At 54.3% G+C, this 26,296-nt stretch carries 22 protein-coding genes and 3 tRNA genes; 19 read left to right on the top strand and 6 right to left on the bottom strand.

Annotated elements, in window-relative coordinates; all coding sequences use genetic code 11:
- Positions 1-125 precede the first annotated feature (125 nt).
- The 12 genes from WDB70_RS13730 (at position 126) to WDB70_RS13675 (ending at position 14,075) form a co-directional block, all read left to right on the top strand.
- Positions 126-953, top strand: a complete 828-nt coding sequence (locus WDB70_RS13730; RefSeq protein WP_406665288.1) for a TnsA endonuclease C-terminal domain-containing protein — start codon at positions 126-128, stop codon at positions 951-953.
- A complete protein-coding gene (locus WDB70_RS13725) occupies positions 940-3,027 on the top strand; it encodes a Mu transposase C-terminal domain-containing protein (RefSeq protein WP_406665286.1) in 2,088 nt (695 codons plus the stop codon). Before WDB70_RS13730 ends, WDB70_RS13725 begins: the two co-directional genes overlap by 14 nt.
- Positions 3,020-4,633, top strand: a complete 1,614-nt coding sequence (locus WDB70_RS13720) for an ATP-binding protein (protein ID WP_406665284.1) — start codon at positions 3,020-3,022, stop codon at positions 4,631-4,633. The genes WDB70_RS13725 and WDB70_RS13720 overlap by 8 nt, the downstream gene beginning before the upstream one ends.
- Before the next feature lies 1 nt (position 4,634).
- Positions 4,635-6,131: a TnsD family Tn7-like transposition protein gene (locus WDB70_RS13715; protein ID WP_406665282.1), complete on the top strand. Its 1,497-nt coding sequence runs from the start codon at positions 4,635-4,637 to the stop codon at positions 6,129-6,131.
- Positions 6,128-7,810 carry a Tn7-like element transposition protein TnsE gene (locus WDB70_RS13710; protein ID WP_406665280.1) on the top strand — a complete coding sequence of 561 codons (1,683 nt, stop codon included), beginning with the start codon at positions 6,128-6,130 and terminating at the stop codon, positions 7,808-7,810. Before WDB70_RS13715 ends, WDB70_RS13710 begins: the two co-directional genes overlap by 4 nt.
- A 33-nt stretch (positions 7,811-7,843) precedes the next feature.
- Positions 7,844-8,980, top strand: coding sequence for a DNA cytosine methyltransferase (locus WDB70_RS13705; protein WP_406665278.1), 1,137 nt, complete (start codon positions 7,844-7,846; stop codon positions 8,978-8,980).
- A gap of 63 nt (positions 8,981-9,043) precedes the next feature.
- The gene (locus WDB70_RS13700; protein ID WP_406665276.1) at positions 9,044-10,450 is read left to right on the top strand and encodes an ATP-binding protein; all 1,407 of its coding nucleotides are present in this window, start codon (positions 9,044-9,046) and stop codon (positions 10,448-10,450) included.
- A complete protein-coding gene (locus WDB70_RS13695) occupies positions 10,447-11,427 on the top strand; it encodes an O-methyltransferase (RefSeq protein ID WP_406665274.1) in 981 nt (326 codons plus the stop codon). The genes WDB70_RS13700 and WDB70_RS13695 overlap by 4 nt, the downstream gene beginning before the upstream one ends.
- A gap of 72 nt (positions 11,428-11,499) precedes the next feature.
- The gene (locus tag WDB70_RS13690) at positions 11,500-11,775 is read left to right on the top strand and encodes a very short patch repair endonuclease (RefSeq protein WP_406665272.1); all 276 of its coding nucleotides are present in this window, start codon (positions 11,500-11,502) and stop codon (positions 11,773-11,775) included.
- 459 nt (positions 11,776-12,234) lie between these two features.
- Positions 12,235-12,936: a 2'-5' RNA ligase family protein gene (locus tag WDB70_RS13685; RefSeq protein ID WP_406665270.1), complete on the top strand. Its 702-nt coding sequence runs from the start codon at positions 12,235-12,237 to the stop codon at positions 12,934-12,936.
- Positions 12,937-12,938: 2 nt separating this feature from the next.
- Entirely contained in the window at positions 12,939-13,388 is a 450-nt protein-coding gene (locus WDB70_RS13680; protein ID WP_406668111.1) for a YaiI/YqxD family protein, read from the top strand.
- Between the two features lie 114 nt (positions 13,389-13,502).
- Positions 13,503-14,075 carry a YceI family protein gene (locus WDB70_RS13675; protein ID WP_406665268.1) on the top strand — a complete coding sequence of 191 codons (573 nt, stop codon included), beginning with the start codon at positions 13,503-13,505 and terminating at the stop codon, positions 14,073-14,075.
- Here the strand turns inward: WDB70_RS13675 and WDB70_RS13670 are convergent.
- Positions 14,072-14,998 carry a diguanylate cyclase gene (locus WDB70_RS13670; RefSeq protein ID WP_406665266.1) on the bottom strand — a complete coding sequence of 309 codons (927 nt, stop codon included), beginning with the start codon at positions 14,996-14,998 and terminating at the stop codon, positions 14,072-14,074. The genes WDB70_RS13675 and WDB70_RS13670 overlap by 4 nt on opposite strands.
- A 148-nt stretch (positions 14,999-15,146) precedes the next feature.
- Here WDB70_RS13670 and ccoG point away from each other — a divergent pair, with 148 nt between their 5' ends.
- The 4 genes from ccoG (at position 15,147) to WDB70_RS13650 (ending at position 19,012) form a co-directional block, all read left to right on the top strand.
- A complete protein-coding gene (gene ccoG, locus WDB70_RS13665; RefSeq protein ID WP_406665264.1) occupies positions 15,147-16,574 on the top strand; it encodes a cytochrome c oxidase accessory protein CcoG in 1,428 nt (475 codons plus the stop codon).
- On the top strand, positions 16,571-17,563 hold the full coding sequence (locus tag WDB70_RS13660; protein WP_406665262.1) for a serine/threonine protein kinase: 993 nt from the start codon (positions 16,571-16,573) through the stop codon (positions 17,561-17,563). Before ccoG ends, WDB70_RS13660 begins: the two co-directional genes overlap by 4 nt.
- 91 nt (positions 17,564-17,654) lie before the next feature.
- A complete protein-coding gene (locus tag WDB70_RS13655; RefSeq protein WP_406665260.1) occupies positions 17,655-18,263 on the top strand; it encodes a thiol:disulfide interchange protein DsbA/DsbL in 609 nt (202 codons plus the stop codon).
- 113 nt (positions 18,264-18,376) lie between these two features.
- Positions 18,377-19,012, top strand: coding sequence for a thiol:disulfide interchange protein DsbA/DsbL (locus WDB70_RS13650; RefSeq protein ID WP_406665258.1), 636 nt, complete (start codon positions 18,377-18,379; stop codon positions 19,010-19,012).
- Between the two features lie 47 nt (positions 19,013-19,059).
- On the opposite strand, the gene WDB70_RS13645 is transcribed toward WDB70_RS13650, so the two are convergent.
- From WDB70_RS13645 to WDB70_RS13635, 3 genes are all read right to left on the bottom strand, one after another.
- Positions 19,060-19,136: transfer RNA gene (locus WDB70_RS13645), tRNA-Pro, on the bottom strand.
- 6 nt (positions 19,137-19,142) lie between these two features.
- Positions 19,143-19,218, bottom strand: a tRNA-His gene (locus WDB70_RS13640).
- Positions 19,219-19,245: 27 nt separating this feature from the next.
- Positions 19,246-19,322: transfer RNA gene (locus WDB70_RS13635), tRNA-Arg, on the bottom strand.
- Between the two features lie 224 nt (positions 19,323-19,546).
- Between WDB70_RS13635 and WDB70_RS13630 the strand changes: the two genes are divergently transcribed.
- Together WDB70_RS13630 and WDB70_RS13625 are read left to right on the top strand one after the other, a co-directional pair.
- Complete coding sequence (locus WDB70_RS13630) at positions 19,547-19,954, top strand: c-type cytochrome (RefSeq protein WP_406665256.1); 408 nt, start codon at positions 19,547-19,549, stop codon at positions 19,952-19,954.
- Positions 19,955-20,079: 125 nt separating this feature from the next.
- Positions 20,080-22,611, top strand: a complete 2,532-nt coding sequence (locus WDB70_RS13625; protein WP_406665254.1) for an EAL domain-containing protein — start codon at positions 20,080-20,082, stop codon at positions 22,609-22,611.
- On the opposite strand, the gene rep is transcribed toward WDB70_RS13625, so the two are convergent.
- On the bottom strand, positions 22,608-24,626 hold the full coding sequence (gene rep, locus WDB70_RS13620) for a DNA helicase Rep (RefSeq protein ID WP_406665252.1): 2,019 nt from the start codon (positions 24,624-24,626) through the stop codon (positions 22,608-22,610). The two genes, WDB70_RS13625 and rep, sit on opposite strands and share 4 nt — an antisense overlap.
- Positions 24,627-24,727: 101 nt before the next feature.
- On the opposite strand from rep, the gene WDB70_RS13615 reads away from it, so the two are divergent.
- On the top strand, positions 24,728-24,985 hold the full coding sequence (locus WDB70_RS13615) for an accessory factor UbiK family protein (RefSeq protein ID WP_406665250.1): 258 nt from the start codon (positions 24,728-24,730) through the stop codon (positions 24,983-24,985).
- 44 nt (positions 24,986-25,029) lie between these two features.
- On the opposite strand, the gene nhaD is transcribed toward WDB70_RS13615, so the two are convergent.
- Positions 25,030-26,259 carry a sodium:proton antiporter NhaD gene (gene nhaD / locus WDB70_RS13610; RefSeq protein WP_406665248.1) on the bottom strand — a complete coding sequence of 410 codons (1,230 nt, stop codon included), beginning with the start codon at positions 26,257-26,259 and terminating at the stop codon, positions 25,030-25,032.
- Positions 26,260-26,296: the final 37 nt, after the last annotated feature.

Raw genomic sequence — 26,296 nt, 5'->3', positions numbered from 1 at the left:
TTCTCATGTGGGATGAAAATAGAGTTTCATCCCTGAAAATAAAGTCTCATCCTTGAGAATAAAGTTTCATCCAAAGCCAACGTCCGCTATGTTGATGTTATCGACAAGTGACGTTGGCTTTTTGCATGGCTGGAACATTCAAGGGACTGACCCAGGCGCAAATCGACAGAAGGGTTAAGGAAGGCCGTGGCCAAGGCCATGGGGCGGACTACAAGCCGTTCATCTACACCAGGGACGTTTCTTCCTTGGGACGTTCCCACCGCCTGCCCGGCAGTAAAACCCGACGCCTGCACCACCTCCTATCCGATCTTGAACTCGCCGTATTCCTTACCCTGGACTGGTCTCCTCAGGTCACCGACATCCGGGAACAATTTCCGATGCGGGTCGAAGACACAGTCCGGCTTGCACAAGAGCACGGCCTTCCCCACGCCAAATACCAAGGTTTCCCCCAAGTTCTGACCAGCGACTTCCTGGTGGACTTCGACGACCCGGGCCGGCCGGCCCTGGCCATCCAAGCCAAGTACAGTGCCGACCTCGAGCAACCTGAAGTCATCGAAAGATTGGAGATCGAGAGGCGGTATTGGAGCGATAAGGGGATCCCTTGGGCCCTCGTCACGGAAAGGGAAGTGTCCAAAGTGGCACTCGCCAACATCCAGTGGCTCTACCCGGCACAAGTTGAGGAAGACATTCCCCTGGACGAGCTGGACCGTTATCAAGGGCTGTACCTGGATGGGTTCCGGCGCCACCCCGGCAAGAAACTGACTGCCATCGCGCAGGATCTGGATATGGCCTATGGAACGGAACCCGGCCAGGCCTTGTATTGGCTCCGCCAGTTGCTGGCGAGGCACCACTTCCTTTTCGATATCAACAGGCCCTACCGGGAACTCAAACCGGAGGACCTGGCCGCTAATCCACACCACGCACTGCAGGAGCTGCACCGTGTTCCCCGTTAACCAGGTCCTCCAAATGGGGAGCGTGCGCCGGCGCCTTTTGTGGTGCGATGTCGAGCAGGTCGTATGGATCGACATCGATTCGACTACCGCCCTCCCGGAAACGGTGCCGGTCGCAGAGCTGGAAAAGTTGCTGCTGGATGGGGCGCTTGAGCGTATCGACGAGCCCTTCCTGGACGCCACCTTGCGCGAAGTCGGGGAAGGCTCCGTCGACCAACAGAAACGCGACGCGGCATGGGAAATGCTCGCCGACGTGGCACAAGACATTGGTCTCTTCGAACGCCGGTCCAGGGGGGTTATCGTCAAAGGCGTCATGGAGCGCCACGGCGTCACCAAACAGACGGTGTATCGGTTGTTGCGGCGCTACTGGCAAAGGGGCATGTGCAGGAATGCGTTGTTGCCGGACTACGCCAATTCCGGCGGCAAGGGCAAGAAGCGCAAACCGGACCAAGCCAAGCTGGGCAGGCCTAGGGTCGTCAGGGATGGCCGGGGGAGCAACGTAACACCAGACGTGGAGAGGATCTTCAGGCGGGTCATCGAAGAGCGGCTTCTCAAGGAAAAGCACCCGTCCATACCTGACGCCTACTCAGCAGGGCTCAACCTGCTCGGCGTCGCCAGGCCGGAGCTGCCCGCCAAGGAACTCCCGACCCTGGAACAGTTCAGGTACTTCTACAAGCGCGAATACCACTTCACGGAAACCTTGGCGAGCAGGACCACTGCGATGGATTTCGCCAAGGACATCCGCCCCATCAGGGGTACATCGACAACAGAGGCGCTGGGGCCGGGCTATCGCTACCAGATCGACGCCACCATTGCTGACATCTACCTGGTGTCCGAGCACGACCGCAGCCTCATAGTGGGGCGGCCTGTCATCTATTTGGTGATCGACGTTTTCAGCCGGATGGTGGCCGGCATGTACGTCGGATTCGAGGGGCCTTCCTGGGCCAGCGCCATGGTGGCCCTTGCCAACACCATCTCGGACAAAGTGGAGTACTGCCGCCAGTACGGCGTGGATATCGATGCCGGCGACTGGCCGGTCAAGGGGCTGCCCGACGTGGTGCTGGCCGACAAAGGCGAACTGAACGGCACCAAGGTCGAAGCCTTCTCCCAGGCCTTCGGGGTCCGTATCGAGAACGCGCCTGCCCGGCGTGGGGACGCCAAGGGAATAGTAGAACGCCATTTCCGGACGGTGCAGGAACGCTTCAAGCCCTATGTCAGCGGCATGGTGGAAGGCACCACCAGCCGCAAACGCGGCGGCCGCGACTACAGGTTGGATGCCAGCCTGACCCTGGCCGAGTTCACCAAGACCATCATCGCCGGTGTCCTCTGGCACAACAATTTCCAGACCCTAGCTAAATACGACAGGCCTGCCGACATGCCGGGCGATTTGCCGGCCATCCCGATCACCCTGTGGAACTGGGGGCTGGCCAACCTCACCGGCCGCTTGCGTACGGCCCCACAGGATCTGGTCAGTATCAACCTATTGCCCCATGAGCAAGCCACGGTATCGGAACTGGGCGTCAGGTTGTTCGGCTGCTTCTACACCTGCCAGGAAGCGCTCAAGGCGGGCTGGTTCCATCGGGGCCAGGGCCACAGGCCGGCAAGGGTGACAGTGGCCTACGACCCGCGCAGCGCCGACCACATCTACATCCGTCCATCCAACAACCTCAAGGAATATTGGGTGTGTGACTTAGCGGACCGTAGTCGGCGTTTCAGGGGGATGGCCTTCTGGGATGTCTGGCTGCTGTCCAAAGCCGAACGCCGCAGCGATGCAAACGCCGCCATGGAAGGGATGAAGGAAAAGGGCAAGCTGCTGGAGAAGATAGAGTCCATCGCCTCTCAGGCTGAAAAAGCCAGCCCTGCCAAGGCAGGCCTCACCAAGAAGGATCTCGGCACCCAGATCCGGGAAAACAAGCAGCAGGAAAAACGCCACGAGCGCCGCCAGGCGGCCTTCAAGCCGGCTAAGGTGCTGCAAAGCAAACCGGCCGACGTGGTTCCGCTCAAAGGCGGCAAGCCGGACGACTACGCCTATCCGGACATGAGCGACCTTATCTTCGGGGAGGGCGACGATGACTGACGAAATCCGCCAAGGCGCCATCCCCCTGGCCAGCTATCAGGAACAGCAGCTGCCCGAGTACGACGGCAACCCCCTCATCAGCGCCCTGCCGCCCATACCCGGTTTCCAGGAGGTGGTCGCCCAGCTCCAGGCCTTGCCCGCCTTCGATCCCCAAGAGGCCTTGCTGGACGGCCGGGTCAGGGCCCACGCCATAGCCCGGTTGCTCCACGGCTTCTTCCAGCCGTTGACCCATCACCTGGAGTTGGAAGGCAAAATCAGCCTGATGATCCGCCAGGGCTACATAGGCCGGAACCCGGCCAACGGCGCTTGGTATTCGCACCTCCAGAACGGCTACCGCCGGGTGGAGGAAGAGGACCTGGATGCGGCCGTCTACCAAAGCGTTTCCTCCTCGGCCAGCAGCTTGTCGTTGTTCGGTTGCTCGGGCTGTGGCAAGACCCGCACCTTGGAGCGGATTCTGGGCATGTACCCCCAGGCCCTCCACCACCCCGAATACAACATCACCCAACTGACCTACCTGAAGGTCGATTGCCCCATCGACGGCGACTTGGACGAGCTGTGCCTGAGCTTTTTCAACCAGGTGGACAAGGTACTCGGCACCCGTTACAGCCGCAGCCACGGCCGCAAGAAGCTGGGGACGAAGCGCCTCTTGGCCAGCATGTGCCAGGTGGCCAACCTCCACGCCCTCGGGGTCCTCATCATCGACGAGGTCCAGAACCTCAACGAGGCCAGGTCGGGCGGCGCCGAGAAGATGCACAATTTCTTCGTGTCCCTGGTCAACACCATAGGGGTGCCCATCATCCAGGTGGGTACCCACAGGGCCAGCAAGTTCTTCCAGCGCACCTTCAGGGCGGCGCGGCGGATCTCCGGGCTGGGCAGCATCCGCTGGGACAGGCTGCCCAGGGACGAACACTGGACGAGGCTCCTGAAACGGCTCTGGAAGTACCAATGGCTGAGGGAGGCAGCGCCCCTGGACGAGGAGTTGGAAGCGACCATGTACGAGCTGACCCAGGGGGTCATGGACATCGTGGTCAAGCTCTTCGCCCTGGCGCAGATCCGCGCCATAGTGACGGGCGTCGAGCGCATCAAGCCGCCGTTGCTGCGCAAGGTCTTCGAAGACGAGTTCAAACCTGTCCACCCCATGCTGGCCGCCTTGAAGAGCGGCAGGCCCGAGCTTATCGCCAAGTACGACGACCTGCTGATGCCCGAGATCGAAGGCCGGCTGATCTCCCTCAACCGGTCGCTGGACAGGGTTGCTCCACCCAAACCGCCATCGCCCCCGGCCGACGACAAGGCCAAAAGGCTGGCTGCTTTGCTCGAGGAAATGGAGATACCGAAGGACATCGCTGTGCCCATGGCCGACGAACTGGTGGCTGACCACCCTAGCCTTCCCCTGGCGACCCTGGTCCACAAGGCGACGGCTTATCTTGCCCAGGACAAGCCCAAGGCGCCGATCATCTCCAAAGTGAAACGGACCGAGTGGGGCCGGCTACCCCAAGGGGACCTGCGGCGGCTCTATGCGGACGGGCCCGAGGGCGGCGCCTACGACAGCTTCAAAAAAGCCGGCCTGGTGTTCGACCTGCAGGCGCTGCTGGGTAAGGTGGGCTGAGATGTACTTCCCTAGGCTCTACCCGGACGAACTGCTCTACAGCGCCATAGCCCGCTGCAGGGTGCACTTGGGTATGGGCAGCCACAAAGGCCTTTTGGCCATGCTGTTCGGCGACACCAGAGTGGCCGCGGTCACCGACCTGCCCAGCCACCTGCAAAGCCTGGCAGGCAACACCGGCTTGGATGCTGGGGAGCTGGTGGCCAACCACACCCTCTTCCCCCTCTACGCGCCATTCATCCCCAAAGAGCGCCGCCTCAAGCTGCACCAGGCCATGCTGGCCCCGGACCAGCCTGGCGCCCTCGGTTTGGCGGGCGCGTCGACGGCTCTGGTCAAGTGGCCGGAAAAGTTGCGCTGCTGCCCGCTCTGCTTCGAGGAGATGGCGGCTAGCTACGGCGAACCCTACTGGCGGCGCTGCTGGCAGGTTCAGGGCGTGGACGCCTGCCCCGAGCACCGCTGCCTGCTTTGGGATTCACCCGTTGCCTTCCGGCGGGCGCAGCGGCATGAGTTCCATGCCGCCTCCCCTAGGCTCCTGCCGAGCGGTGCCAAGGTGGTTACCGCCGACGAAGGGGCCACCAGGCTTGCCGCCGGCTTGTCCCAGCTCCTGGCTTTTCAAGGCAGGGAGTCCCCCGGCTACGGGCGATGGACCAGTTTCTACCGGCGCCTAGCGTCGGAATGCGGCGCCAGTCGGGGTCGGCAGGTTAGGGCCCCGGTCGTTTGGGATCAGGTCCTGGCCTGTCATCCCAGGGAGCAGCTCGCTGCCAACGGCCTATGGGCCGCCGAACCGCCCCCTTGGCTGCTGGCCTTGTTCAGGAAGCATCGCAAGGCCTTCGGCTGCCTGCAGCACCTCGTCGCCTGGACCAGTCTGCGTCCGGGCCAACGGGCCGGCGACATCATCGACGAGGCCTGCCGCTGCCAAGCCGAACTGGCCAGGGTGCCGGCGCGGCAACTGCCGGCCGAGCCGGCAATGAGGCAACGTTACCGCACCCTCTGGAAGGCGGCACTTGATGCCCATGGCGGAGCCAAGGCAGCCAGGGAAAGCATTGGACAGGCGAGCTACGCCTGGCTCTACCGGCACGACAGGGACTGGTTGGCAGCGGCCAACAACGCCAGCCGCAGGCCGCAGGGCAACCATAGCCACGTCGATTGGTCCGGGCGGGACAGGATGCTGGTACGCCGGCTGGTGCGGATAGAAGAAGGCGCCGCCGAGGACTTGGACCTGCCGCGCCGGAGCCGCAGCTGGTTCCTTCACCAACTTCCCCATAGTGTTTCGGTGGAACATCACCTGGACCAACTGCCCCTCTGTCGTGCCTTTCTGGACCGCTATGCCGAGTCCGTAGGCGAGTACCAAGTCCGGCGCCTGACTAGGGCGCTGTTGGAAGACGCCAGGGCCGGCGGGCGCTCCAAACGCTGGCAGTTGGCAAGGCGCTGTGGGTTGGACAAATCCAGGATTACTCCCTTGGCGGAATCCTTTATCGAACAGGTAGGAGGGCTGGATTGAGCCGGATCCTTTTCAGCAAGATCCCCAAAGGGGACAGGCTGCTGGCCATAGGCAACTTCTTCAAGAAGGACGAGCCTACTCCAAGGTGGCGCCTGGGTTCGCTCTTCGACCAAGGCGGCGAGCTTAGGCAACGTTGGTTCGACTTGGAGATGTCCTGCATCCTGGGCGTCGGCCGGGAGTTCGTCGGCGAAGACAACGCCCCGTACCTGTCCCACGGCTTTAGGAAGCGGCTGGAGCTGCCGCCCGTCGAAGAATGGCAGGACAGGCCGCTGGGCGAATGCCCGCGCCTGGCCAGGAGGTTGGCCCGCAACCCGGAGGTAGCCGGCCAGCGCTGCTTCGTGTTCGAGGCGGACGGCTTGACCGTTTGGCTCCCCAAGTTCGAGCTGGCGCGCAAACTCTTCTTCCATGCAGCCTTCCTGGTCCGTGCCGCCTTCGATCCCAACGGCCTGGACATGGCCTTTTCGGTGTACAAGGAAGGGGACGTGACCCACATCCGCACGCCGTCGAAGGTCGGGGCGCCGAGCCAACTGCTCAAGATCAAAGGATACCGGGACCATTTCAGCTGGTTGCTGCTGGATCCTGACGTGCGGCGTTCCTTCGAATCCATCTGGCGGAGCCTCAACGAGGAGCAAACCTCCGCCGGTTCCAGGTACGCCAGGTGGCAGTTCAACTTCATACCGCCCAGCTGCCTCGCTGGCGTCACCATGGAGGTTCAGGGGCCCTTGGATTGGGACAGCAGGGATCTGCTGGTATGGGAGATAAAGGCCCTGCAAGGGCTTAAGTTCCCGAGCGGGGACGCCATCTTCTTCCACCATCCCTCCCTCCGGCAGCCTGTCAGGGGCGAAGGCGGCGGCTGGATACGCCCGGCACCGGGCGGCGGGGATATCGAAGTGGACGCCGAGGAAGACCCGGACGAAGCCAAGGAGCGGCAGCTGCTTGAGCTGCCCATAGAAGGCATCGCCTTCGACGGCTATCCGGCGACGCGGATCGCGTACAAAGGCCAGCGAGCTAACGGCCATGGCAAGAAGGTGGACGATGACACTGCCCCCGGCGGGGACACCAAGACCTTGGGCGTTGCCGACGACGCCACCGGCGGCACCATAGCACCAGGGGAGTTCCAACAGCTGGAAAAGCAGGAAGACCAAGGCCAGTACCCCAACCGCTTCGTGCTGCTCCGGGAGATCATCCGGGAGATAGCCCAAGAGCCGGGTATAGAGCTGTTGGAACTAGAAGTGAAGCCCCTACCCCAGGTACCGCGCTGCAGCTACCACATGATGGTAGATGGTACCCCCCGCTGCTATCTGCTTGCCGGCTTCAAGCACCCGGTTGCAGGAGTCAGATGCCTTGTTGATATCGACTTGTCAGATGGCAAGAAAAACCTCTCGACACAAGTCATAGCCTTCAAAAATGGGACAATGGAAAAGCAGACTATTGATTTGTTACTAAAAGCACTATTGAAAGGTTCTCTTCGATGGCCGGCGGAGAAGCTGAGTAAGCTTCTCTTCGATTGCAATTCGATTAGGCATCCGTGTATGAATATCGAGGGCCGAGGCGACATGGATGTTCGAGCCCTAGCATGGCGCGCGCGTATCTATAGTTCCCTTTTTGGACGCAAAATGTGCAATTTAGGTCCGACGGTCGACGCCCGGGGCGCAAATAGATATGATATGTGCAGATAAGATGGCCCACATGGAAAATAAAACGTTAACGCTATGAAAATAATAGATTTATTTGCTGGGGCGGGCGGGATCAGTCTTGGTGCATCAAGGGCTGGCTTCGAGGTTGCCGCGGCGGTCGAACTTGATCCTTTCGCGATTGAGACGCATATAAAAAATTTCCCTCTCACCGTCCACTTGAATAGGGACGTATCCACACTGTCGGGTGAAGAACTGCTGAGTCTTGCTGGCGTGGGGCCTGGGGAGTTGTCGGGGCTGGTTGGTGGACCTCCCTGCCAAGGATTCAGCACCATTGGGAAGGGTGAAGTGAATGATCCTAGGAACAACCTTTTCCATCACTTCTTCAGATTGGTGAGAGAAACATCTCCTGTCTTTTTTGTTGCTGAAAACGTACCGGGGATAATGTCTGAGAAGTACGAATCAATAAGAGATAAGGCATTCTCTCAAGTATCAAAAGAGTACGTGATTCTGCCTCCTATTGAGGTAAAGGCTTCCGATTGCGGTGCACCAACAACAAGAACGCGAATCTTCTTTTTCGGCTACAAGAAAAAGATATTAAATAGAAGTATAAGTAAGGAAGATATACAACCGGAGTATAGAATTTCTCCTGTGGTTTCCAAAGCTCTTTATGGTCTCCCTGTAGAAATCAACCCCGATTGGCAGACAGAGGAAGACGGATGGAGGCCTTATAAGCTTCCTACAGAAGAAGGCCACTTTTTTGATAGGGTTAGTGGAGTCATTCCACAAGGGGTGGGCAATTCAAACGCCTTAGAAAGGTACCATAGGGATGGTCTGGTTTCTTCTTGCCAAGGCACTAAACATAGTGGAGTAGTATCCGAAAGGTACGGCGCGCTCGAACATGGAAAGGCTGACCGGATCTCTAAATCTATCAGGCTGAATCCTAATGGATATTGTCCTACGTTGAGGGCAGGAACAGGAAAAGATAAAGGAAGTTATCAAGCTGTAAGGCCTATTCATCATATCGAGCCGAGGGTGATTACTCCTCGGGAGGCAGCTAGACTTCAGGGTTTCCCTGATTGGTTTGTTTTCCACAGCACGAAATGGCATAGCTTTAGGCAGATTGGGAATAGCGTGAGCCCCATTGTTGCAGAGGGAATTTTTGCTAAAGTTATGAGAGTGATTGCTAGTGAAGATATGCTTTTAGCGAGCTAGATTTTTAATGGTTGAGATGTAGAACCAAGGACTTTTTGATGTACAAGATGGAGTTATTACATTATGACATTGCCAACCAAAGCGGATTTTACACCCACTAAACGATTCTTTGTGGAAATGCTTACGAGAGATATTGATCTAGAAGATGCAATATTGGATTTGCTAGATAATTGTCTTGATGGAGTAGCTAGAAAGCAAAATAAGAATCCAGATGAAGTCGATTATAAAGGCTATTGGGTAAAAATAAATTTCGATAAAAATCAATTTATCATTTCTGACAACTGCGGGGGGATACCAACAAGTAGTGTTGATTATGCATTTAGAATGGGAAGACCTTCTAATGCTCCAAAGGAAAATTTAGCTACCGTCGGCGTTTATGGCATTGGTATGAAGAGGTCTATCTTTAAGATAGGTAAGCACTGTGTTGTAAATACCAAGCACAGCGACGATGACTCCTTTCAAGTAGTGATTGATGAAGAGTGGCTAAAGAGTGATCTAAACTGGGAAGTTGACCTACAGAGGACACTAAGTTTAGACAGCCGGACGGGGACAACCATTGAGATTACAAAAATAATACCAGCTGTATCTAATAAATTCGGGAATAAAAGCTTTGTCACCTCTGTTATTAATAAAGTCATTTATGCATATAGCTATATTATTTCTAAGGGGTTTTCTGTAGAAATAAATGGGGAAAAAATAAACCCCAATCCAATAAAGATCAGATACGAGATAGACCATGAAAGTGGAAGCGCAATACAACCGTATATGTACAAAGCAAGAATTGATGACGTTGACGTGAGCCTAGTTGTTGGACTGAATGCACCTCTTGTTACTGAAAAAGAAGAGGAAGAAGAAAAAAAAGCACCTAAGAATAGAACAGAGAACGCGGGTTGGACTATAGTTTGCAATGATAGAATAGTTGTCTATCGTGATAAGTCTGAATTAACAGGTTGGGGCGTTGATTTTTCTAGATATCACACTCAGTATATTGCCATTAGTGGAATAGTGTACTTTAAGTCTACTAATCCTGAAAGCCTTCCTATAACAACGACCAAAAGGGGGATTGATGTCACGTCTCCACTATTCCTAAAGGTTAGGAAGCATATAATTGAAGGAACAAAAATATTTATTGATTACACTAATAAGTGGAAAGGTGAAGAGCTAATAAAAGAAAGCAATGCGAGATTGAATAAAAGTGAGCATGCCACCCCACTAGAAGTTATCGATAAATTTGAAAGTGAAGTTGCTTCGTCCTGGACAAAAGTTAAAAATAGGAGCAATGAGTTAAAATATAAACCCAAGCTTCCAGTACCCTCTAATCCTGAATTAAAGACAAAAAAGATTACATTTCGGAAGGATGAAGATAAAATTGAGTTTGTAGCTTGCTATCTTGGCTTAGACGAAGGCTGTACACCAAACCAAGTAGGTGAAGAGTGCTTTGAATTTGTTTTCAAGGAGGGAGCCAAATGAGTGCTACAAATATCCCCTACCATCTTAGGACAAACAAGGCCATAGATAGACAGATTTTTTTTGAAATATTGAACAGGCTGAGCTTGAGAAATAAAGTTCAGACATATAAGTACGTCAGCCTGGGTGGTCCTATGCTGGAAGACCATCACATCCTTCATCACAGTCTTGGCATTACCAATTTAGAGTCTGTAGAGAGAGATAAGGCTGTATATTCACGACAAGAATTTAATAGAGTTTATAATTGCATAAAATGTTTAAACACTTCTATAGGTGAATACATTAATAACTTTGAGAGACAAGGTAGTACCATCGTTTGGCTTGACTATACAAATACGCAATGGAATACACAGCTCATAGAGTTTAGTGATCTTCTGAACAAGCTAGATGAGTTTGACATCTGTAAGATCACTATAAATGCCAACCCTGATTCTCTTGTCGATTTTTCCGATAAGGAATTAGATCGTCTTGAAGTTTTTAGAAAACGTGCGTCGGGGAAATTTTTCAATGAAAATGTATTAATCAACGATGTCACAACAATGGATCGATTTGCATTGACACTTAGTGAGATGATTCATACTGCAGTGCAAAGCACGCTTGATTTGACTGAAGAACTCAGCTTTTTCCCCATTACAATTTTTCGGTATATTGATAATAGATGTCAGATGCTTTCAGTAACAGGTATAGTACTGAAAAAAAATGATGGGGAAGGGATTTCTAATTTAATCAAAGATTCACACCTTGATGTTACATCACATATTTGCAGTTCATGGAATGATGTCCACGAGATTAATGTCCCTGATTTAACTCTCAGAGAAAAGTTCGAAATAAATAAAATGCTGCCTATAAAAGATGGTATGGTTGATGTTGACCAACTTCCTTTCAAGCTTAACAATAATGGAATCAGAGCTAGAAAAGAGATAGAGAGTTATATGAAATATTATCGCTACATACCAAATTTTCAAAAGCTATCTATGTGATTTTCTATTGTTCATATTTTTTAGAAGTAGGTGATTGAACTATACTCAGGTGAGTATAGTTTGGTACGTCCTATGGATATCTTTTCTCGTGAAAAAAGACATGAAATCATGTCACATATAAGCTCCAAAAATTCTTCCGCAGAAATCAAGGTGCGTAGAGTCCTTCATCGTCTAGGCTTTCGTTATCGGTTGTATTGTAGTGAACTTCCTGGAAGGCCTGATATAGTGATGAAAAAGTACAATCTTTGTATTTTTGTGCATGGGTGCTTTTGGCATCATCATCAAGGATGCAACAGGGGTAGCGTTCCTAAAACATTGCACATAATATATATACATTGGAACATGTGAATCTCCACCGATTTGTTGGACACATCCCAGTTAGATAAATGACTGGAAGGTTCTTATGAGCGGTAAACGGCGTGGTTTCCCAAATCCGGCGAACTACTCTGCCCAGCAGTGATCCGAGGGCCAGCTTGTCCCTTTCTGGCAGAGGCGCAACGGTAGGATGAAACTTTATTTTCACGAATCCGACTGACGGGGCGCCTGGCCGCTGGTTTAGGATGATACTTTAGCCTCCACTTTGAACAAAAAGCCGCCAATCCAGGCGGCTTTTGCCGTTAGTTAGGATGACACTTTATTTTCATCCCACATCTCACAATGCCCGTGTGTTGAACTGTTTGACACCGGGCATTGGTTTTTAAGGGCTATATCGCTGCCTGCGTGACGCCAAATCTCCCCGCAACGCAGCTTCTGGCTAATGGTAGAGTATGTGCCATCAGGCGCGAAACGCTGAACGGAGAACAAACCATGACACTGTCTTTTTATCGCCGGCTATGTCTGGGCCTTATGCTGTTGGCGGCGGCCGGGCCGGTGGCAGCAGCGAATATTGGCCTGGATGTGTTTGCCATTCCCTCCAAACCCATTGTGGCATTGGTGGCCAAGACCAGTGACAACCTTAAGCACCACGGCATGCAAAGCTTCTATGCCAAAGGCCTGCCAGTGCATGTGACCTTGTATCTGACATCATTCCCCGAGAGCAGTGAAGCGGCCATCAAACAGGCCGTGGCGGCGATTGCGGCGCGCCAGCAGTCTTTTTCGGTGCGGGCCAATGGTTTTACTGTCAGTGCGGGCAACTGGGCGTTCATTGATGTTGAGCGTTCGCCACAGCTGCAACGGCTGGCGGATGAAGTAACCATGGCAGTATCGCCACTGCGTAACCCGCAGCCAACCCTGCCGGGCTGGGTGAAGGCTTACCCCAATAAACGGGCCGCCTTTGAGCGCTATGGCAGCCCCAATGTGTTCCAGAATTTTGAGCCGCATCTAACGTTGCTGGCGGCCGAGCAAAACCCGGCGTTAAAGCAGGTGCAACAAGCTCTGGCAGCTAAGCCACCGATGGCCCAGGGGCGCATCATCGGTATGGGTATTGGCATTGCCGACCAGTTTGGTCAGCAAAAGAAAGTGCTGGCGACATATTACTTTTCGACCAAACAGCAAGGCACACAACCATGAGTATGGCGATATGGGTGGATGCCGATGCCTGCCCGGTGGTGATCAAAGACATTTTGTTTCGCGCGGCGCAGCGTACCGGCTTGGCACTGACGCTGGTGGCTAATCAGGGATTGCGGGTACCGGCGGCGCCCAATATCCGTGCCTTACAGGTGCCCAAAGGTTTTGATGTGGCCGACTCGGAAATTGTTCAGCGGGTGGCTCCTGGCGACTTGGTGATCACCAGCGACATTCCGCTGGCGGCAGAGGTGATTGCCAAAGGTGCCCAGGCATTGAGCCCGCGCGGTGAGCTGTTCACCAAAAACAATATTGGTGAGCGCCTTAATCTGCGCGATTTCTTTGACACCATGCGCGCCAGTGGTCTGGAAAGCAGTGGCCCGCCACCGCTAAACCAGCGTGACCGCCAGGCGTTTGCGGGCCATTTGGATCGTATTCTGGCCCGGGTGAGCGGCTGAAGTTTCGATAAAATAAGATTATTTTGGCGATATTTCGCCATTGTTTGTTATTTTTTAGGGATTAGCATGATGCCAACCGGGTAGCTGCCCGGACATTAACCAAGGAGAGACAACATGGGCCTGTTTACCCGTTCTGCTACTGCGTTACTGCTGGCCTCCGCCAGCCTCGGTGCTTCTGCTGCTACCTATCAGCTTGATCCGACTCATACCAGTGTGGTGATGAGCTGGAGCCACTTTGGTTTTTCCCATCCTACGGCCGATTTTTCTGACATTACCGGCACCATCGATTTTGATGCCAGCAAACCGGCTGAGGCGGTGGTGAAAGTCTCTATCCCGGTTAAAACGGTGGATACCCACGTACCGGCACTGACCAAAGAGTTCCTGGCCGAACCCTACTTCAATGTTGCCAAGTATCCGACGGCTACCTTCGTCAGTAATAAAGTCGTTGCCAAGGGCAACAACCACTTCGCAGTGCATGGGCTGCTAACCATCAAAGGCATCAGTAAACCGGTGGTACTCAAAGCGACTCTCAACAAGCAGGGAGTGCAACCCATGGAGAAAAAACCAGCGGTCGGTTTTGATGCCATTACCACCATCAAGCGTTCTGACTTTGGCATGGGTCAGTATGTGCCTGCTGTCAGTGATGCGGTAACCATTCGCCTGTCTACCGAGGCCGTGCAGCACTAACGGCTTACCACCAACTGGTCGCGGCCACGGCGTTTGGCTTGATACAGAGCGTCGTCGGCCCGCTTGAGAGTGTCTTCAAAGTGGCGGTCTGCACCACTAAAGGCTGTCAGGCCGCCACTTAATGACCCTGAACCCAGGTGCAGGTGCAGCGTTTCTGAGATCTGGGTACGTAGTCTTTCGGCGGTGTCGGTGGCGCTGTCGATATCGGTATGTTGCATCAGTACCACAAACTCATCACCACCAAGGCGGGCACAAATATCACTGGGCCTGAGCTGCTGGCGGCATATCTGCCCGGTCAATTGCAGCGCCTGATCACCTTTTAGGTGGCCGTGGTTATCGTTGATCTGCTTGAAATCATCAATATCAAACAGCAACAGAGCCGTTGCAGTGCCATGACGCTGGAATTCGCCAAACTGTGCATGCAGCGCCTGGATCAGCCGCCGGCGGTTATAAAGGCCGGTCAAAGAATCGGTATCAGAAGCGTGGCGCAGTTGCAGTTCCAGGCGGTGGCGTTGGGTGATATTGCTGGCTAGCCATAGCACGGCATCTTCTTTGGCTACTTGAAAGGGCAACCGCTGAATACGTGCTTCAAACCAGATTTCGCCATCCGGGCCGGCCGCCAGGCCATCAACATCAGTGCCTCCGAGACCGTACTCAACAATGTGTAGCTGGCCGCCGTCCAGCGCTTTGGCTATTTGAGCACAAAACCAGCGGGCTTTCGGGGTACTGACCACATCAAAAACGGAGCGGCCGACCAGGGAACTGCCATCATGGTAGTAGCGTAAGTCGGTGCCGCCGAAGACTGCTTCATAGCGGCCTGAGCGCGTCATTACGAATGCCGGGTCGGGGAGCGTGGCCAGCATGGCGTACAGCTGCTCAGTGCTGAATAGCACCGGTTTGTTTTTGGCTGTTGCTTTATCCATACAAAGGTATTTCCCCGCCGTGAATACAATTTTTTGACCCGTGCCAATATAACCGGGTAACTAAAATGTTATGGTTCTGTGGTTTTTCGGTGTCTTAGCAATTGTGGCACCGGTTTTTGAGGATGCCAGTGCACAGTGAGGTTGCCTGATGAGCGAGCAGATCCCGGTTAAACAGATCACCCCGGCAAACCCGAAAAAGCCTGATGACGGCCATAAGGCGGAACGCTTTAACCCGGGCAAGCGCATTTATGTGCGGGCAGTTAAAGGCCTTTATCAACGGCTGCGGCGTAACATGGGCTGGCTGATGATGCTGGCCTTTTTAGGATTACCGTGGGTGCCGTATGAAGGGCGGCAGGGTATTTTGCTGGATTTGGCCAATCAGAAGTTTTATTTGTTTGGCGTCACGCTGTGGCCGCAGGATCTGACTCTGTTGGCATACCTGCTGATGTTCTCTGCCTTCGCATTATTTTTTGTGACCACCTTTTTGGGCCGGGTCTGGTGTGGCTACATGTGCCCGCAGACAGTGTGGACCTTCCTGTTTATCTGGTTTGAAGAAAAATTCGAAGGCAATGCCAACCAGCGCAAAAAACTCGACAGTGCGCCAATGAGTGTCAATAAGTTGTGGCGCAAAGCCGCTAAGCATGGTGGCTGGCTATTGGTGTCGTTGGTAACGGCGCTGACCTTTGTTGGCTATTTCGTGCCTATCCATGGCCTGGTGCTGGACTTTTTTACCGGCCAGGCCGGTTTTTGGCTGACTTTCTGGGTGCTCTTTTTTGCCTTTTGTACTTACGGTAATGCGGGCTGGATGCGCGAAATCATGTGTACACACATGTGCCCTTATGCCCGCTTCCAGTCTGCCATGTTTGATAAAGACACCTTTATCGTCGGTTACGACGCCAGCCGTGGTGAGCAGCGTGGCCCCCGCTCACGCAAGCAGGATCCGAAAACCCTGGGGCTGGGTGATTGCATCGACTGCAAGCTCTGTGTGCAGGTATGCCCCACCGGTATTGATATTCGTGATGGCCTGCAATACGAATGCATCAACTGCGGCGCCTGTATTGACGCCTGCGATGAAGTGATGGTGAAAATGGGTTATCAGCCGAAGCTGATTTCCTACACCACCGAGCACCAGTTGGCGGGCGGTAAAACCCATGTGCTGCGGCCGAAGCTACTCGGTTACGGCCTGGTGATGATCATCATGACCGGCCTGCTGCTGGTGAGTTTTGCCAACCGTACTCTGGCGCAGCTGGATGTGGTACGTGACCGTAGTGCTTTATACCGCGAGAGTGCCGAAGGGTTGATCGTCAACGAGTACACCCTGAAAGTGCTCAACAAAGACGTCAAGGCCCATGAATTTGTGGTAACGGTAAAAGGGATAGACCCAACTGCTCTACATTGGAGTGGCAACCATAAAATCATGGTGGCGTCCGGTGAAGTGGCTACCCTGCCGGTGAGCCTGTCGGTTGACCCTTACGACCTTAAGGGCACCATCACTGACATTGAGTTTAGCGCCAAAGCAGCTGACAATGCCGACATCAATGCCGAGCATGGCTCACGCTTTTTCGGACCTCAATGACGGCCACATTCAATTTCAGTCAGCTCAGTCCCGATTGTATTCTCGATGCCCTGGAAGCCCAGGGCATTTTTGCTAGCTCCGGGCTGCTGGCGCTCAACTCCTTTGAAAACCGTGTCTACCAGTTTCTGGACGACGACCGCCAGCGTTGGGTAGTGAAGTTTTACCGGCCACAGCGCTGGAGCGATGCACAAATCCAGGAAGAACATGACTTTGCCCTGGAATTACAGGACGCCGAAATACCGGTGGTTGCGCCGGTTGCTCTGGCAGGTAAGACCCTGCATCACCATCAGGGCTTTCGCTGGACTTTATACCGGTCAGTGGGGGGGCACGGTGTGGAACTGGCCGACCTCGACCGGCTGGAACAACTGGGCCACTATCTGGGACGGTTGCACAATGTTGGCGCCCGGCAGGCTTTTGCTAGTCGGCCAGTGTTAGATGCCAAGAGCATGCTGGCCAGTAGCCAAGCGGTATTGGCCGATTGCGAACTGATCCCGGTGGATTTACAGCGGCCGTTGCAAGCGATTCTTGCTCCGCTTTGTCAGCGCACTGACGAGGCTTTTCGCCAGCACCAAGCAAGCAACATTCGCCTGCATGGTGATTGCCATGCCGGTAACTTTCTCGATGGCCCAGCCGGGCTCTTTATGCTCGACTTGGACGACGCCCTGAACGGCCCGGCCATGCAGGACCTGTGGATGCTGCTTAGCGGTACGACAGAAGAACAGACACTGCAATTGGAAGTACTCCTGGATGCCTATCAGCAACACCGGCCTCTGGCGCTGTCAGAGCTGCGGCTGATAAGGCCACTGCAGGCACTGCGTCAGGTACGTTATCTGAGCTGGCTGGCCCAGCGCTGGCAAGATCCGGCCTTTCCCCGGGCTTTTCCGTGGTTTGCTGATGGCAAGTATTGGGAACAGCAGATCCTGACGTTCAAAGAAACTCTGGCGGCTTTGGACGAACCGCCGCTGCAATTAAGCGGCGGTAACCGTTAGTGGTTCAGCAACGCGACAGTTTACTGCCGGTTCTATAGGCGCAAAGACACTGTGGTAATCTTTATCTGATAACCGTGATTCGAGGATGGGTATGAAAAAGCTGATACTGGGGCTGCTGGCCCTGTGCCTGGTGCCAATGGCCTTTGCCAAGGACTTCAAGGAAGGGGTGAACTACACCGTGCTGAAGATGGTGGCACCTTCTGCCCAGCCGGAAGTCACCGAGTACTTTTCGTTTTTATGCCCTCATTGCTACCACTTTGAGCCGATCATCAAAAAACTGCGGGCCAGCTTGCCGGAGAACGTTCGCTTTACCCGCAACCATGTCGATTTTCTCGGCGGCCCGCTGGGTGTGGATTTATCCCGTGCCTATGCCGTAATGGAATTGCTGGATGTAGAAGATAGCGTCGGCCCGAAGCTGTTCGACTACATCCACAAAGATCATCTGCGTCTCAACGGTATGGATGATATTCGTAAGATCTTCATTGCTGCCGGCGTTTCCGGTGAGGACTTTGACTCGGCACTGAATTCTTTCTCCGTCAATGCCCGGCTGGCGCAAATGGAGCATAATACTGAAGCCAATAACGTGCGCGGCGTGCCGACGCTGATCGTTAACGGCAAGTACAAGGTCATCAATAATTCCGTGTCTTCGGAACAGGAGTTCATTGACCTGGTGACCTATCTCACCGAAAAGAAAGACTAAATTACTGTGACCAAGCCCGCTTTTAGCGGGCTTTTTTGTGGCCGCGCTTTCCTCATTCCTGATGCCTGTGTAATAGTCATGCCGACACACAACTCACTAGGAAGTCGCTGTATATGAAAAAGTTGATGTTGGTTGTGCTGGCGCTATGCTTGGCGCCTGCTGCCTTTGCCAGTCAGTTCAAGGAAGGGGTCAATTACACGGTGCTGGATATGGCGGCACCGACGCCGCAGCCCCAGGTTACCGAATACTTCTCGCTGTTTTGTCCGCATTGCTACCATTTCGAAGAATACGCCGAGCAGCTGCGTGACAGCCTGCCCAAAGGGGTGGAGTTCAAACGCAATCACGTGGATTTTGTCGGTGGCCCGATGGGCAAACAGATGTCCCGTGCCTATGCAGTGATGCAGGTGCTGGGGGTAGACAAGAAAGTGGTACCGGTGGTGTTTGATTTTATTCATAAAGACCACCTGCGCCCGTCCGGAATGGCTGACATTCGCAAAATGTTTGAAGCCGCCGGCGTTTCCGGCAAAGACTTTGATGCAGCGGTGAATTCGTTTTCCGTTAATGCTCGCCTGGCGCAGATGGAGCACAACACCGTTGAGAAAAAGATCCGTGGTGTACCGGCTATCGTTGTGAACGGCAAGTACCTGGTGAATCTGGCATCACTGACCAGCAAAGACAACTTTTCTAAAAAGCTGTTCCAGCAACGGCTGGATGCGCTGGTGAAATACCTGGCTGAGAAGAAAGGCTGATAGGGTAGACAACAAAAAAGCCCGCTCAATGAGCGGGCTTTTTTATGTGGTCGGTGCTGAGGGATTCGAACCCCCGACCCTCTGGTCCCAAACCAGATGCGCTACCAAACTGCGCTAAGCACCGAAAATATGGGGTGGACGATGGGACTTGAACCCACGACAACCGGAATCACAATCCGGGGCTCTACCAACTGAGCTACGCCCACCATAGTACTGACCAGTCAATTTTTGGATGGCGCGCCCGAGAGGATTCGAACCTCTGACCTCTGCCTCCGGAGGGCAGCGCTCTATCCAGCTGAGCTACGGGCGCCCGACTGGCGAGGGCATATATTACTGACTTGGATCAGGGGCGTCTACGGCGAAACAGGAAAAAATCGCTATGAGGGGTACTGTTCGGCTACTTTGTCGCCATACCGGCAGCTTTATCTGGCTACAAATGGGTTGTGGCGGCAAGCCTTAGCGGTATAATTTCACAAAAATTTGTCATTTTGTTTAAAACTGGAAACATCCTGCCGTCTTAACGGGGAGAATGCTGTGAGCAAACGGAAGCAATCCGTGCTGTTAATTTTGAGCATGGGCATCATCAGTTCGATGGCGTATGCCGCTGATACTGACAACAAGGCTATCGCCGAGCGTATCAAGCCGGTGGGTTCAGTGTATCTGGCCGGAGCGGCCCCGAAAACGCAGGTAGCAGCCAAGCCCGCCGGGCCACGCAGTGGCCAACAGGTTTATCAGTCGGCCTGTTTTGCCTGCCACGGTACCGGTGCCCTCAATTCACCCAAGGCACATACCGAGCAATGGCAGCCGCGTTTGGCTAAAGGCATGGATACGTTGATGAAACATGCTATCGAAGGTTTCAATGCCATGCCGCCCAAAGGCACCTGTATGGACTGTAGTGACGACGAGATCAAAGCGGCTATTGAGTTCATGGCCAGTAAATAACGCGATGCGCAGCAAAAAGGCCGCTAAATAGCGGCCTTTTCAATGCAACGTGCATTGAAGTATGTTGATTTTTTATGCTAAAAGAGGCTGTTAGCGCCACCTAAACTCATTGTAATAGGCCCGTCATGGATGAACGATCGCAAGATGTGGGCGCCAAAGATAAGTTGTTGGACGCCCTTTTTGAAATTGCTGAGCTTTCATCACAAGCCAGTGATTTGGCGTCGTTTTTTCCGGCCGTTCATCGCATTATCGATAACCTGCTGCCTGCAGAAAACTTCTATGTGGCGCTCTACCATGAGTTGGATGACTCCATTGAGCTGGTCTATCTGGTGGACCAGGCCGATCCGGACCTTGACCCTTCCACTGTACCGTCCGAAGCCCTGCATCGCGGCCTGACCGGCTACCTCTTGCGTAGTGGTGATCCACTACTGCTATCGTCTGATGGCTTTCGGGAACTAGCCCAGAGCAATAGCGATATTGATGACCTTGGCCCCGATGCCATCGATTGGCTGGGTATTCCACTGAAGCGTGATAATGCCGTCATCGGCGCTATGGTGGTGCAAAGTTATGACTCCACCACCCGTTACAGTGAGGCTGATAAAGCGCTGCTGACCTTCGTGGCCCGCCAAGTGGTCAATACGTTGGAGCGGATCCGCCACCGGGAATTGCTGGAACAGCAGATCCTCGAGCGTACCCAGGCCTTACAGCAAAATAACCTGCGCTTGCGTAATGAAGTGAAAGAACGGGAGCGGGCCGAGACTTTTCAATCGGTGATGCTGCACCTGTCAGAGTTGTCCAATTCCAACGAGGAACCCCAGTTCTTCTTCCAGCAGGTGCATGAACAGGTTTCCCGGCTTATTGATGCCCGTAACTTTTATATTGCGATGCTGGCGGATGCGGGCACGCTAAATTTTCCCTATTTCGTCGATGAACAACAACGCAGTGCCTCTCCCCGGCAAGCTGGCCGGGGCCTGACGGAGTATGTCATGCACAAGCGTGAGCCAGCGCTGGTGACCAAAAAAGTACGGGACATGCTGCTGCGAGAAAAACTGATAGATCCGGAAGGTACCAAGGCATTTCAGTGGCTTGGTGCGCCGCTGATTGTTGATGATGTGGTAGTCGGTGCCATTGCCGTGCAGAGTTATGATCCGGCGCACCGTTATCGTAAGAAAGATGTCGAACTGATCCAGTTTGTATCGCGTTCGGTGGCTAATGCCATTGGCCGGCGCCGGCACCGTGAAGCCCTGGAGGCGGCCAAGCGGGAGCTGGAAGAAAAAGTCGCCGCTCGTACCCGCGAACTGGAAGGTGCCAACCTCGCTTTGCGTCAACAGATGCAGGAAAAGGAGGCGCTGGCTGAACGTCATCGCCATGATGCCCTGCATGATCCCCTCACGGGCCTGGCTAACCGTGCTTTTTTCACTTCCCAGCTTAACCGGGTGCTGAAATCCCGTTCGCGTTTCCCCAATCGTCATTATGTGGTGGCCTTCATCGACCTGGACCGTTTCAAGATCATTAATGACTCCATGGGGCATTTGGCGGGCGATCAGCTCCTGCGCGAGGTTTCCGAGCGGCTACAAAGCTGCGTGCGTGAAGCCGACATGCTGGCGCGGCTCGGCGGGGACGAGTTCGTTATTCTCTTTGATTCGGTACACAACCAGGACGAGATCAGCCAGATCACCGACCGCATCATTCACTGCATGCATCAGCCTTTCAGCATACAGGAGCAACAGGTTTTCAGTGGCTGTTCGGTGGGGGTAGCGCAACTGGGCCGCCGCTATGAAGATGCCTCTGAGGTGCTGCGTGACGCTGATACGGCAATGTATCAGGCCAAGGCCCGGGGGCGGGGCCAGGTGGTGTATTTTGATGATGGCATGCGTGAGCAGCTGGTTAGCCGCTTCAGCCTGCAAAATGCCTTGCGGTCGGCTGTTGATAACAACAAGCTGGCGCCGGTGTTTCAGCCGGTTTTCAGTTTGCCGCAAAAGCGCTTGTGTGGCTTTGAAGTGCTGGCTCGGTGGCCGCGCATGGGTGGCGGTGAGCTGGCGGCGGAACTCTTTCTTGAGGCCGCCGAAGAGACCGGTATCATCGTTGATATCGACCGCTTGATGATCCGCCATGCCTGCCGGCAATTACGGCTCTGGAGCAACCAGAGAACCGGGCAACCGCTGTTTGTGTCGGTGAATGTATCTGCCCGCAGCTTGCAGAATCAGGACTTCATTTCGCAATTGCTGAACTGCATGCAAGACCACGACTTGGCGTCGACGCAACTGCTGTTGGAGATCCGTGAAAGCGCCTTGCTGGCACCCTCGCAGGGCATGGCCGACGGCTTATCGCGGCTGATCCAAGCCGGTGTGGGACTGGTGCTGGACCACTTTGGGGCTGGCTCTGCTACCTTGTCGATCTTGATGGAATATAACTTCAAGGCGCTGAAAATGAGCCCGCATTTTCTCAAGCAGACCTCGGAGCATGACAACGGCAAGAGCCTGTTGCAGTCGGTGTTGGCACTGTCGCACCACCTGAATATTCCCCTGATCGCCCATGGCGTTGAAGATGAGCAGCGTTTCATGACGGTCAAGCGGCTGGGCTTTTCCTTTGCCCAGGGCGATTACCTCAGCCCACCGCTGGCACTGGCGCAAGCGGAGCTGATGCTCTGTGCTTAACGACCCGCTTTGAGCATGGCCCGCAGGTTAGCAATATTCGCCTGACCTTTTTGCTGCCGCTGCTCTGGTGTTTGTGCCGAGGCTTGTTGCTCCCAATGCAGATCATCCTGCGGTAACTCATCAAGAAACCGCGACGGCTGTGGCCGTACCCGTTCGCCAAATTGCTGGCGTTCCCGGCATAACAGGAAGGTCAGTTCCCGCTGGGCGCGGGTAATGCCAACATATGCCAGCCGCCGTTCTTCCTCGACATTGTCTTCGTCGATACTGCTTTGGTGCGGCAGCAGCCCCTCTTCCATGCCGATCAGGTAAACATAAGGAAATTCCAGGCCTTTGGAGGCATGCAGGGTCATCAGCTGTACCTGATCAGCTTCACCCTCTTCGCTCTGGCGTTCCATCATGTCGCGCAGTGTCAGCCGGGTGACGACTTCTGGCAGCGACATGGGCTCGTCCAGGTCATCGCCATTGAGCATGCCGGTGATCCAGCCAAACAGTTGCGAGACGTTCTTCATGCGCATCTCGGCGGCTTTGGGTGAGGGCGAGCTTTCATAGAGCCAGTCTTCGTAATGACTGGCGCGGATCAGTTCCCGCACCGCTTCAACGGGTTCACCCCGGGTGGCGGTTTCTTGCAGATCGGTCAACCAGCGGGTAAAGCGCTGTACCGCTTCCAGGCCGCGGCCACTGAGGTGCTGCTCCAGCCCCAGCTCAAAGCTGGCAGCAAACAGACTGCTTTGGCGCAAGCGAGCGTAGCTGCCCAGTTTTTCCAGGGTAACCGGGCCGATTTCCCGCCGTGGCACGTTCACTACCCGCAAAAAGGCGGTGTCATCATCCGGGTTCACCAGCAGCCGCAGGTAAGCCATGATGTCTTTGACTTCTACGCGGGAAAAGAAGCTGGTACCGCCAGAGATGCGATAGGGGATGCGGTTTTGCATCAGGGCTTTTTCCAGCAGCCGGGACTGGTGGTTGCCGCGATAGAGCACGGCATAATCCCTGTAGTGGGTTTTATTGAGAAACTTGTGAGAGAGGATCTCTGCTACCACTCGCTCAGCTTCGTGCTCCTCGTTATTGGCCATCATCACTTTTAGCCGTTCACCGTCGCCCAGCTCGGAAAAGAGTGCCTTTTCATAAACGTGAGGGTTATTGGCGATGAGGATATTGGCGCTGCGCAAAATGGTGCCGGTGGAACGGTAGTTCTGCTCCAGTTTCACCAGCTTTAAGCTGGGGAAGTCATCCTTGAGCCGCACCAGGTTTTCCGGCCTGGCGCCGCGCCAGGAATAAATCGACTGATCATCGTCGCCCACTACGGTAAAGCGGCCACGTTCACCGACCAGTAGTTTGACCAGCTCATACTGGCTGGTGTTGGTGTCTTGGTATTCATCTACCAGCAGGTAGCGGATGCGGTTTTGCCAGCGTTCACGGGCGTCGGTGTTTTGTTGCAGCAGCAGGGTTGGCAGCAGGATCAGATCATCAAAATCCAGGGCATTAACCGCGCGCATATACTGGCTGTAGCGGTCATAGATTTCAGCGAAAACGGCATCTTTACCGTCCTGGGCCTGCACTTTCGCTTGCTCCGGCAACACCAGGTCGTTTTTCCACTGGCCAATACGCCCGCTCAGTTGATTCAGCAGATCCTTATCATCGTTAATGGCTTTGGCGCCAATTTCCTTAAGTGCCAGGCTCATGTCGGCTTCATCAAACAGGGTAAAACCCGGGCGCAGCCCCAGGTGGTGCCCTTCGCGTTTGAGAATGGTCAGCCCTAGAGTGTGAAAAGTAGAAACCGTCAGGCCGCGGGCTTCTTTTTTTCCCAGCGTCTGGGCCACCCGTTCTTTCATTTCCCGGGCGGCTTTATTGGTAAAGGTGACCGCCGCAATATGACGCGCCTGCCAGCCGCACTGTTGTACCAGATAGGCAATTTTATTGGTGATCACCCGGGTTTTGCCCGAGCCGGCACCGGCCAGCACCAGTAAGGGCCCGGAGATATAGGTGACAGCGTCTTGTTGGTGGCGATTAAGTTTCATGACTGGCAGCACAACAAAAGGGTGGCCATTGTAGCATTGGCAGATGCATCTGCGCCGCAGGCACCTTATCCTATGAACACAGTGGAGTGAGGAGAAATGCCATGATCAATTCCCAGAAGCTCGAAGAGCTGGCCCGGCAAATCAGTGAAGCCCTGCCTGAGGGGGTTCGGCAGTTTGGTGGCGAAGTGGAAGGCCGCATCAAGCAGGTGTTGCAGCAGCAACTGATGAAGCTGGATCTGGTCAGCCGTGACGAATTTGATGTACAGAGCCGGGTGTTATTGAAAACCCGTGAAAAACTGGACGCTCTGGAAGCCCGGGTGCATGCTTTGGAGCAAGCTCCCGGCGAACCGGAAGCATAAAAAAAGCCCTGCCATGGCAGGGCTTTTTTGTACTGTTCAATTGCTCAGAGCAATTGACTGACCAGATAAACACCGCCGAAGCCGATGGTGTAGGCCACCAGCAGATACAGGCTAAACCGTAGGTAGGTCACGAAGGTCATGGATTCGATTTTGCTCATGGCCACCACACCGGCAGCAGAGCCAATCACCAGCAGCGAGCCGCCTACCCCAACAGAGTAGGTGAGGGTCAGCCATTGCGGTACATTCATATCAATGCCGGATTTGAGCAGCGCAGCGGTCAGCGGCACGTTATCCAGCAGTGACGAAATCAGCCCCACCACATAGTTGGCTGCCAGCGTTGGCAAGTGGTCATAGAGTTTCGGGAAGTGTTCGAGAATGCCCATTTCCTTGAGCATACCCACCAGCAGCAATACCCCGAGGAAGAACAGCAGGGTGTCGAACTCAATACGGCGGATGTAATCGAGGATACGCTCGTCCTTGTTGAGGAACTGCACCACCATAAACATCAGTGACAGCCCGAACAGGAAGCTCAGCACCGGCGGAATACCATAAGCGACGTTGGCGCCAATGGTGCCGATGATGGTCATCAGAAATAGCGCGGCAATAATTTTATCCGCCGGCAGAATATTAAATTCCCGTTTTTCCATCACCAGCTGACCTTTTAGCGGCAGTGACAGCATGAAGGCCAGCAACATGACCGAAATCAGCGCCGGCAGGCTCAGCAGTGCCAGGTCAACAATTTGCACTTTGCCGGCCAAAAAGATCATCAAGGTGGTGACATCGCCGGTAATAAGGGCCGCACCGCCGGCATTCACACCGAATACCACCAGCACCACATAACGCAGCAGCTTGTCGGCGGGCAGGCGCAGGCTCAAGAGCACGGTGATACATACCAGCGTGGAGGTAATGTTGTCAGCCATCGAGGAAAAAACAAACGCGAACAGGCCGGTTAGCATCATCAACTTGCGCTCGCTCATCTGGCTTGGCATCAGTTTGTTGACGATGGCATCAATGATGCCCTTGCTCGATACATATGACACAAAGGTCATGGCTGCCATCAAAAAGAGCCACAGGGTGGCAATGTCCAGCAGGTTTTCATCCAAAGAGCCCATGATTTGTTTGGTGGCTACACCAGCCGGTGGGTCGATGAAGAACAATACCCAGGACAGGGAGCCAAAAAACAAGGTGGTTTTCGCTTTGTTGATGTGAATTACATCTTCGATGACGATGGACACAAAGCCCAGAGCCACCAGTACAAGCAAGAGATCAAACATGGTGGTTACTACTTTATTGTTGGAATGCGCGAAGAGT

Origin of the sequence: Gallaecimonas aegicerasi (assembly GCF_045291545.1) — a bacterium.
Classification (GTDB): domain Bacteria; phylum Pseudomonadota; class Gammaproteobacteria; order Enterobacterales; family Gallaecimonadaceae; genus Gallaecimonas.
This window is presented reverse-complemented; position numbering and strand designations above follow the sequence as displayed.

Coding starts and splice junctions, on each gene's coding strand:
- WDB70_RS13680 (WP_406668111.1), top strand. CDS start 12,939: ATGGCGATATGGGTGGATGCCGATGCCTGCCCGGTGGTGATCAAAGAC.
- WDB70_RS13655 (WP_406665260.1), top strand. CDS start 17,655: ATGAAAAAGCTGATACTGGGGCTGCTGGCCCTGTGCCTGGTGCCAATG.
- WDB70_RS13715 (WP_406665282.1), top strand. CDS start 4,635: ATGTACTTCCCTAGGCTCTACCCGGACGAACTGCTCTACAGCGCCATA.
- WDB70_RS13660 (WP_406665262.1), top strand. CDS start 16,571: ATGACGGCCACATTCAATTTCAGTCAGCTCAGTCCCGATTGTATTCTC.
- WDB70_RS13675 (WP_406665268.1), top strand. CDS start 13,503: ATGGGCCTGTTTACCCGTTCTGCTACTGCGTTACTGCTGGCCTCCGCC.
- WDB70_RS13650 (WP_406665258.1), top strand. CDS start 18,377: ATGAAAAAGTTGATGTTGGTTGTGCTGGCGCTATGCTTGGCGCCTGCT.
- WDB70_RS13690 (WP_406665272.1), top strand. CDS start 11,500: ATGGATATCTTTTCTCGTGAAAAAAGACATGAAATCATGTCACATATA.
- WDB70_RS13615 (WP_406665250.1), top strand. CDS start 24,728: ATGATCAATTCCCAGAAGCTCGAAGAGCTGGCCCGGCAAATCAGTGAA.
- WDB70_RS13720 (WP_406665284.1), top strand. CDS start 3,020: ATGACTGACGAAATCCGCCAAGGCGCCATCCCCCTGGCCAGCTATCAG.
- WDB70_RS13695 (WP_406665274.1), top strand. CDS start 10,447: ATGAGTGCTACAAATATCCCCTACCATCTTAGGACAAACAAGGCCATA.
- ccoG (WP_406665264.1), top strand. CDS start 15,147: ATGAGCGAGCAGATCCCGGTTAAACAGATCACCCCGGCAAACCCGAAA.
- nhaD (WP_406665248.1), bottom strand. CDS start 26,259: ATGTTTGATCTCTTGCTTGTACTGGTGGCTCTGGGCTTTGTGTCCATC.
- WDB70_RS13670 (WP_406665266.1), bottom strand. CDS start 14,998: ATGGATAAAGCAACAGCCAAAAACAAACCGGTGCTATTCAGCACTGAG.
- WDB70_RS13705 (WP_406665278.1), top strand. CDS start 7,844: ATGAAAATAATAGATTTATTTGCTGGGGCGGGCGGGATCAGTCTTGGT.
- WDB70_RS13625 (WP_406665254.1), top strand. CDS start 20,080: ATGGATGAACGATCGCAAGATGTGGGCGCCAAAGATAAGTTGTTGGAC.
- rep (WP_406665252.1), bottom strand. CDS start 24,626: ATGAAACTTAATCGCCACCAACAAGACGCTGTCACCTATATCTCCGGG.
- WDB70_RS13685 (WP_406665270.1), top strand. CDS start 12,235: ATGACACTGTCTTTTTATCGCCGGCTATGTCTGGGCCTTATGCTGTTG.
- WDB70_RS13700 (WP_406665276.1), top strand. CDS start 9,044: ATGACATTGCCAACCAAAGCGGATTTTACACCCACTAAACGATTCTTT.
- WDB70_RS13730 (WP_406665288.1), top strand. CDS start 126: ATGGCTGGAACATTCAAGGGACTGACCCAGGCGCAAATCGACAGAAGG.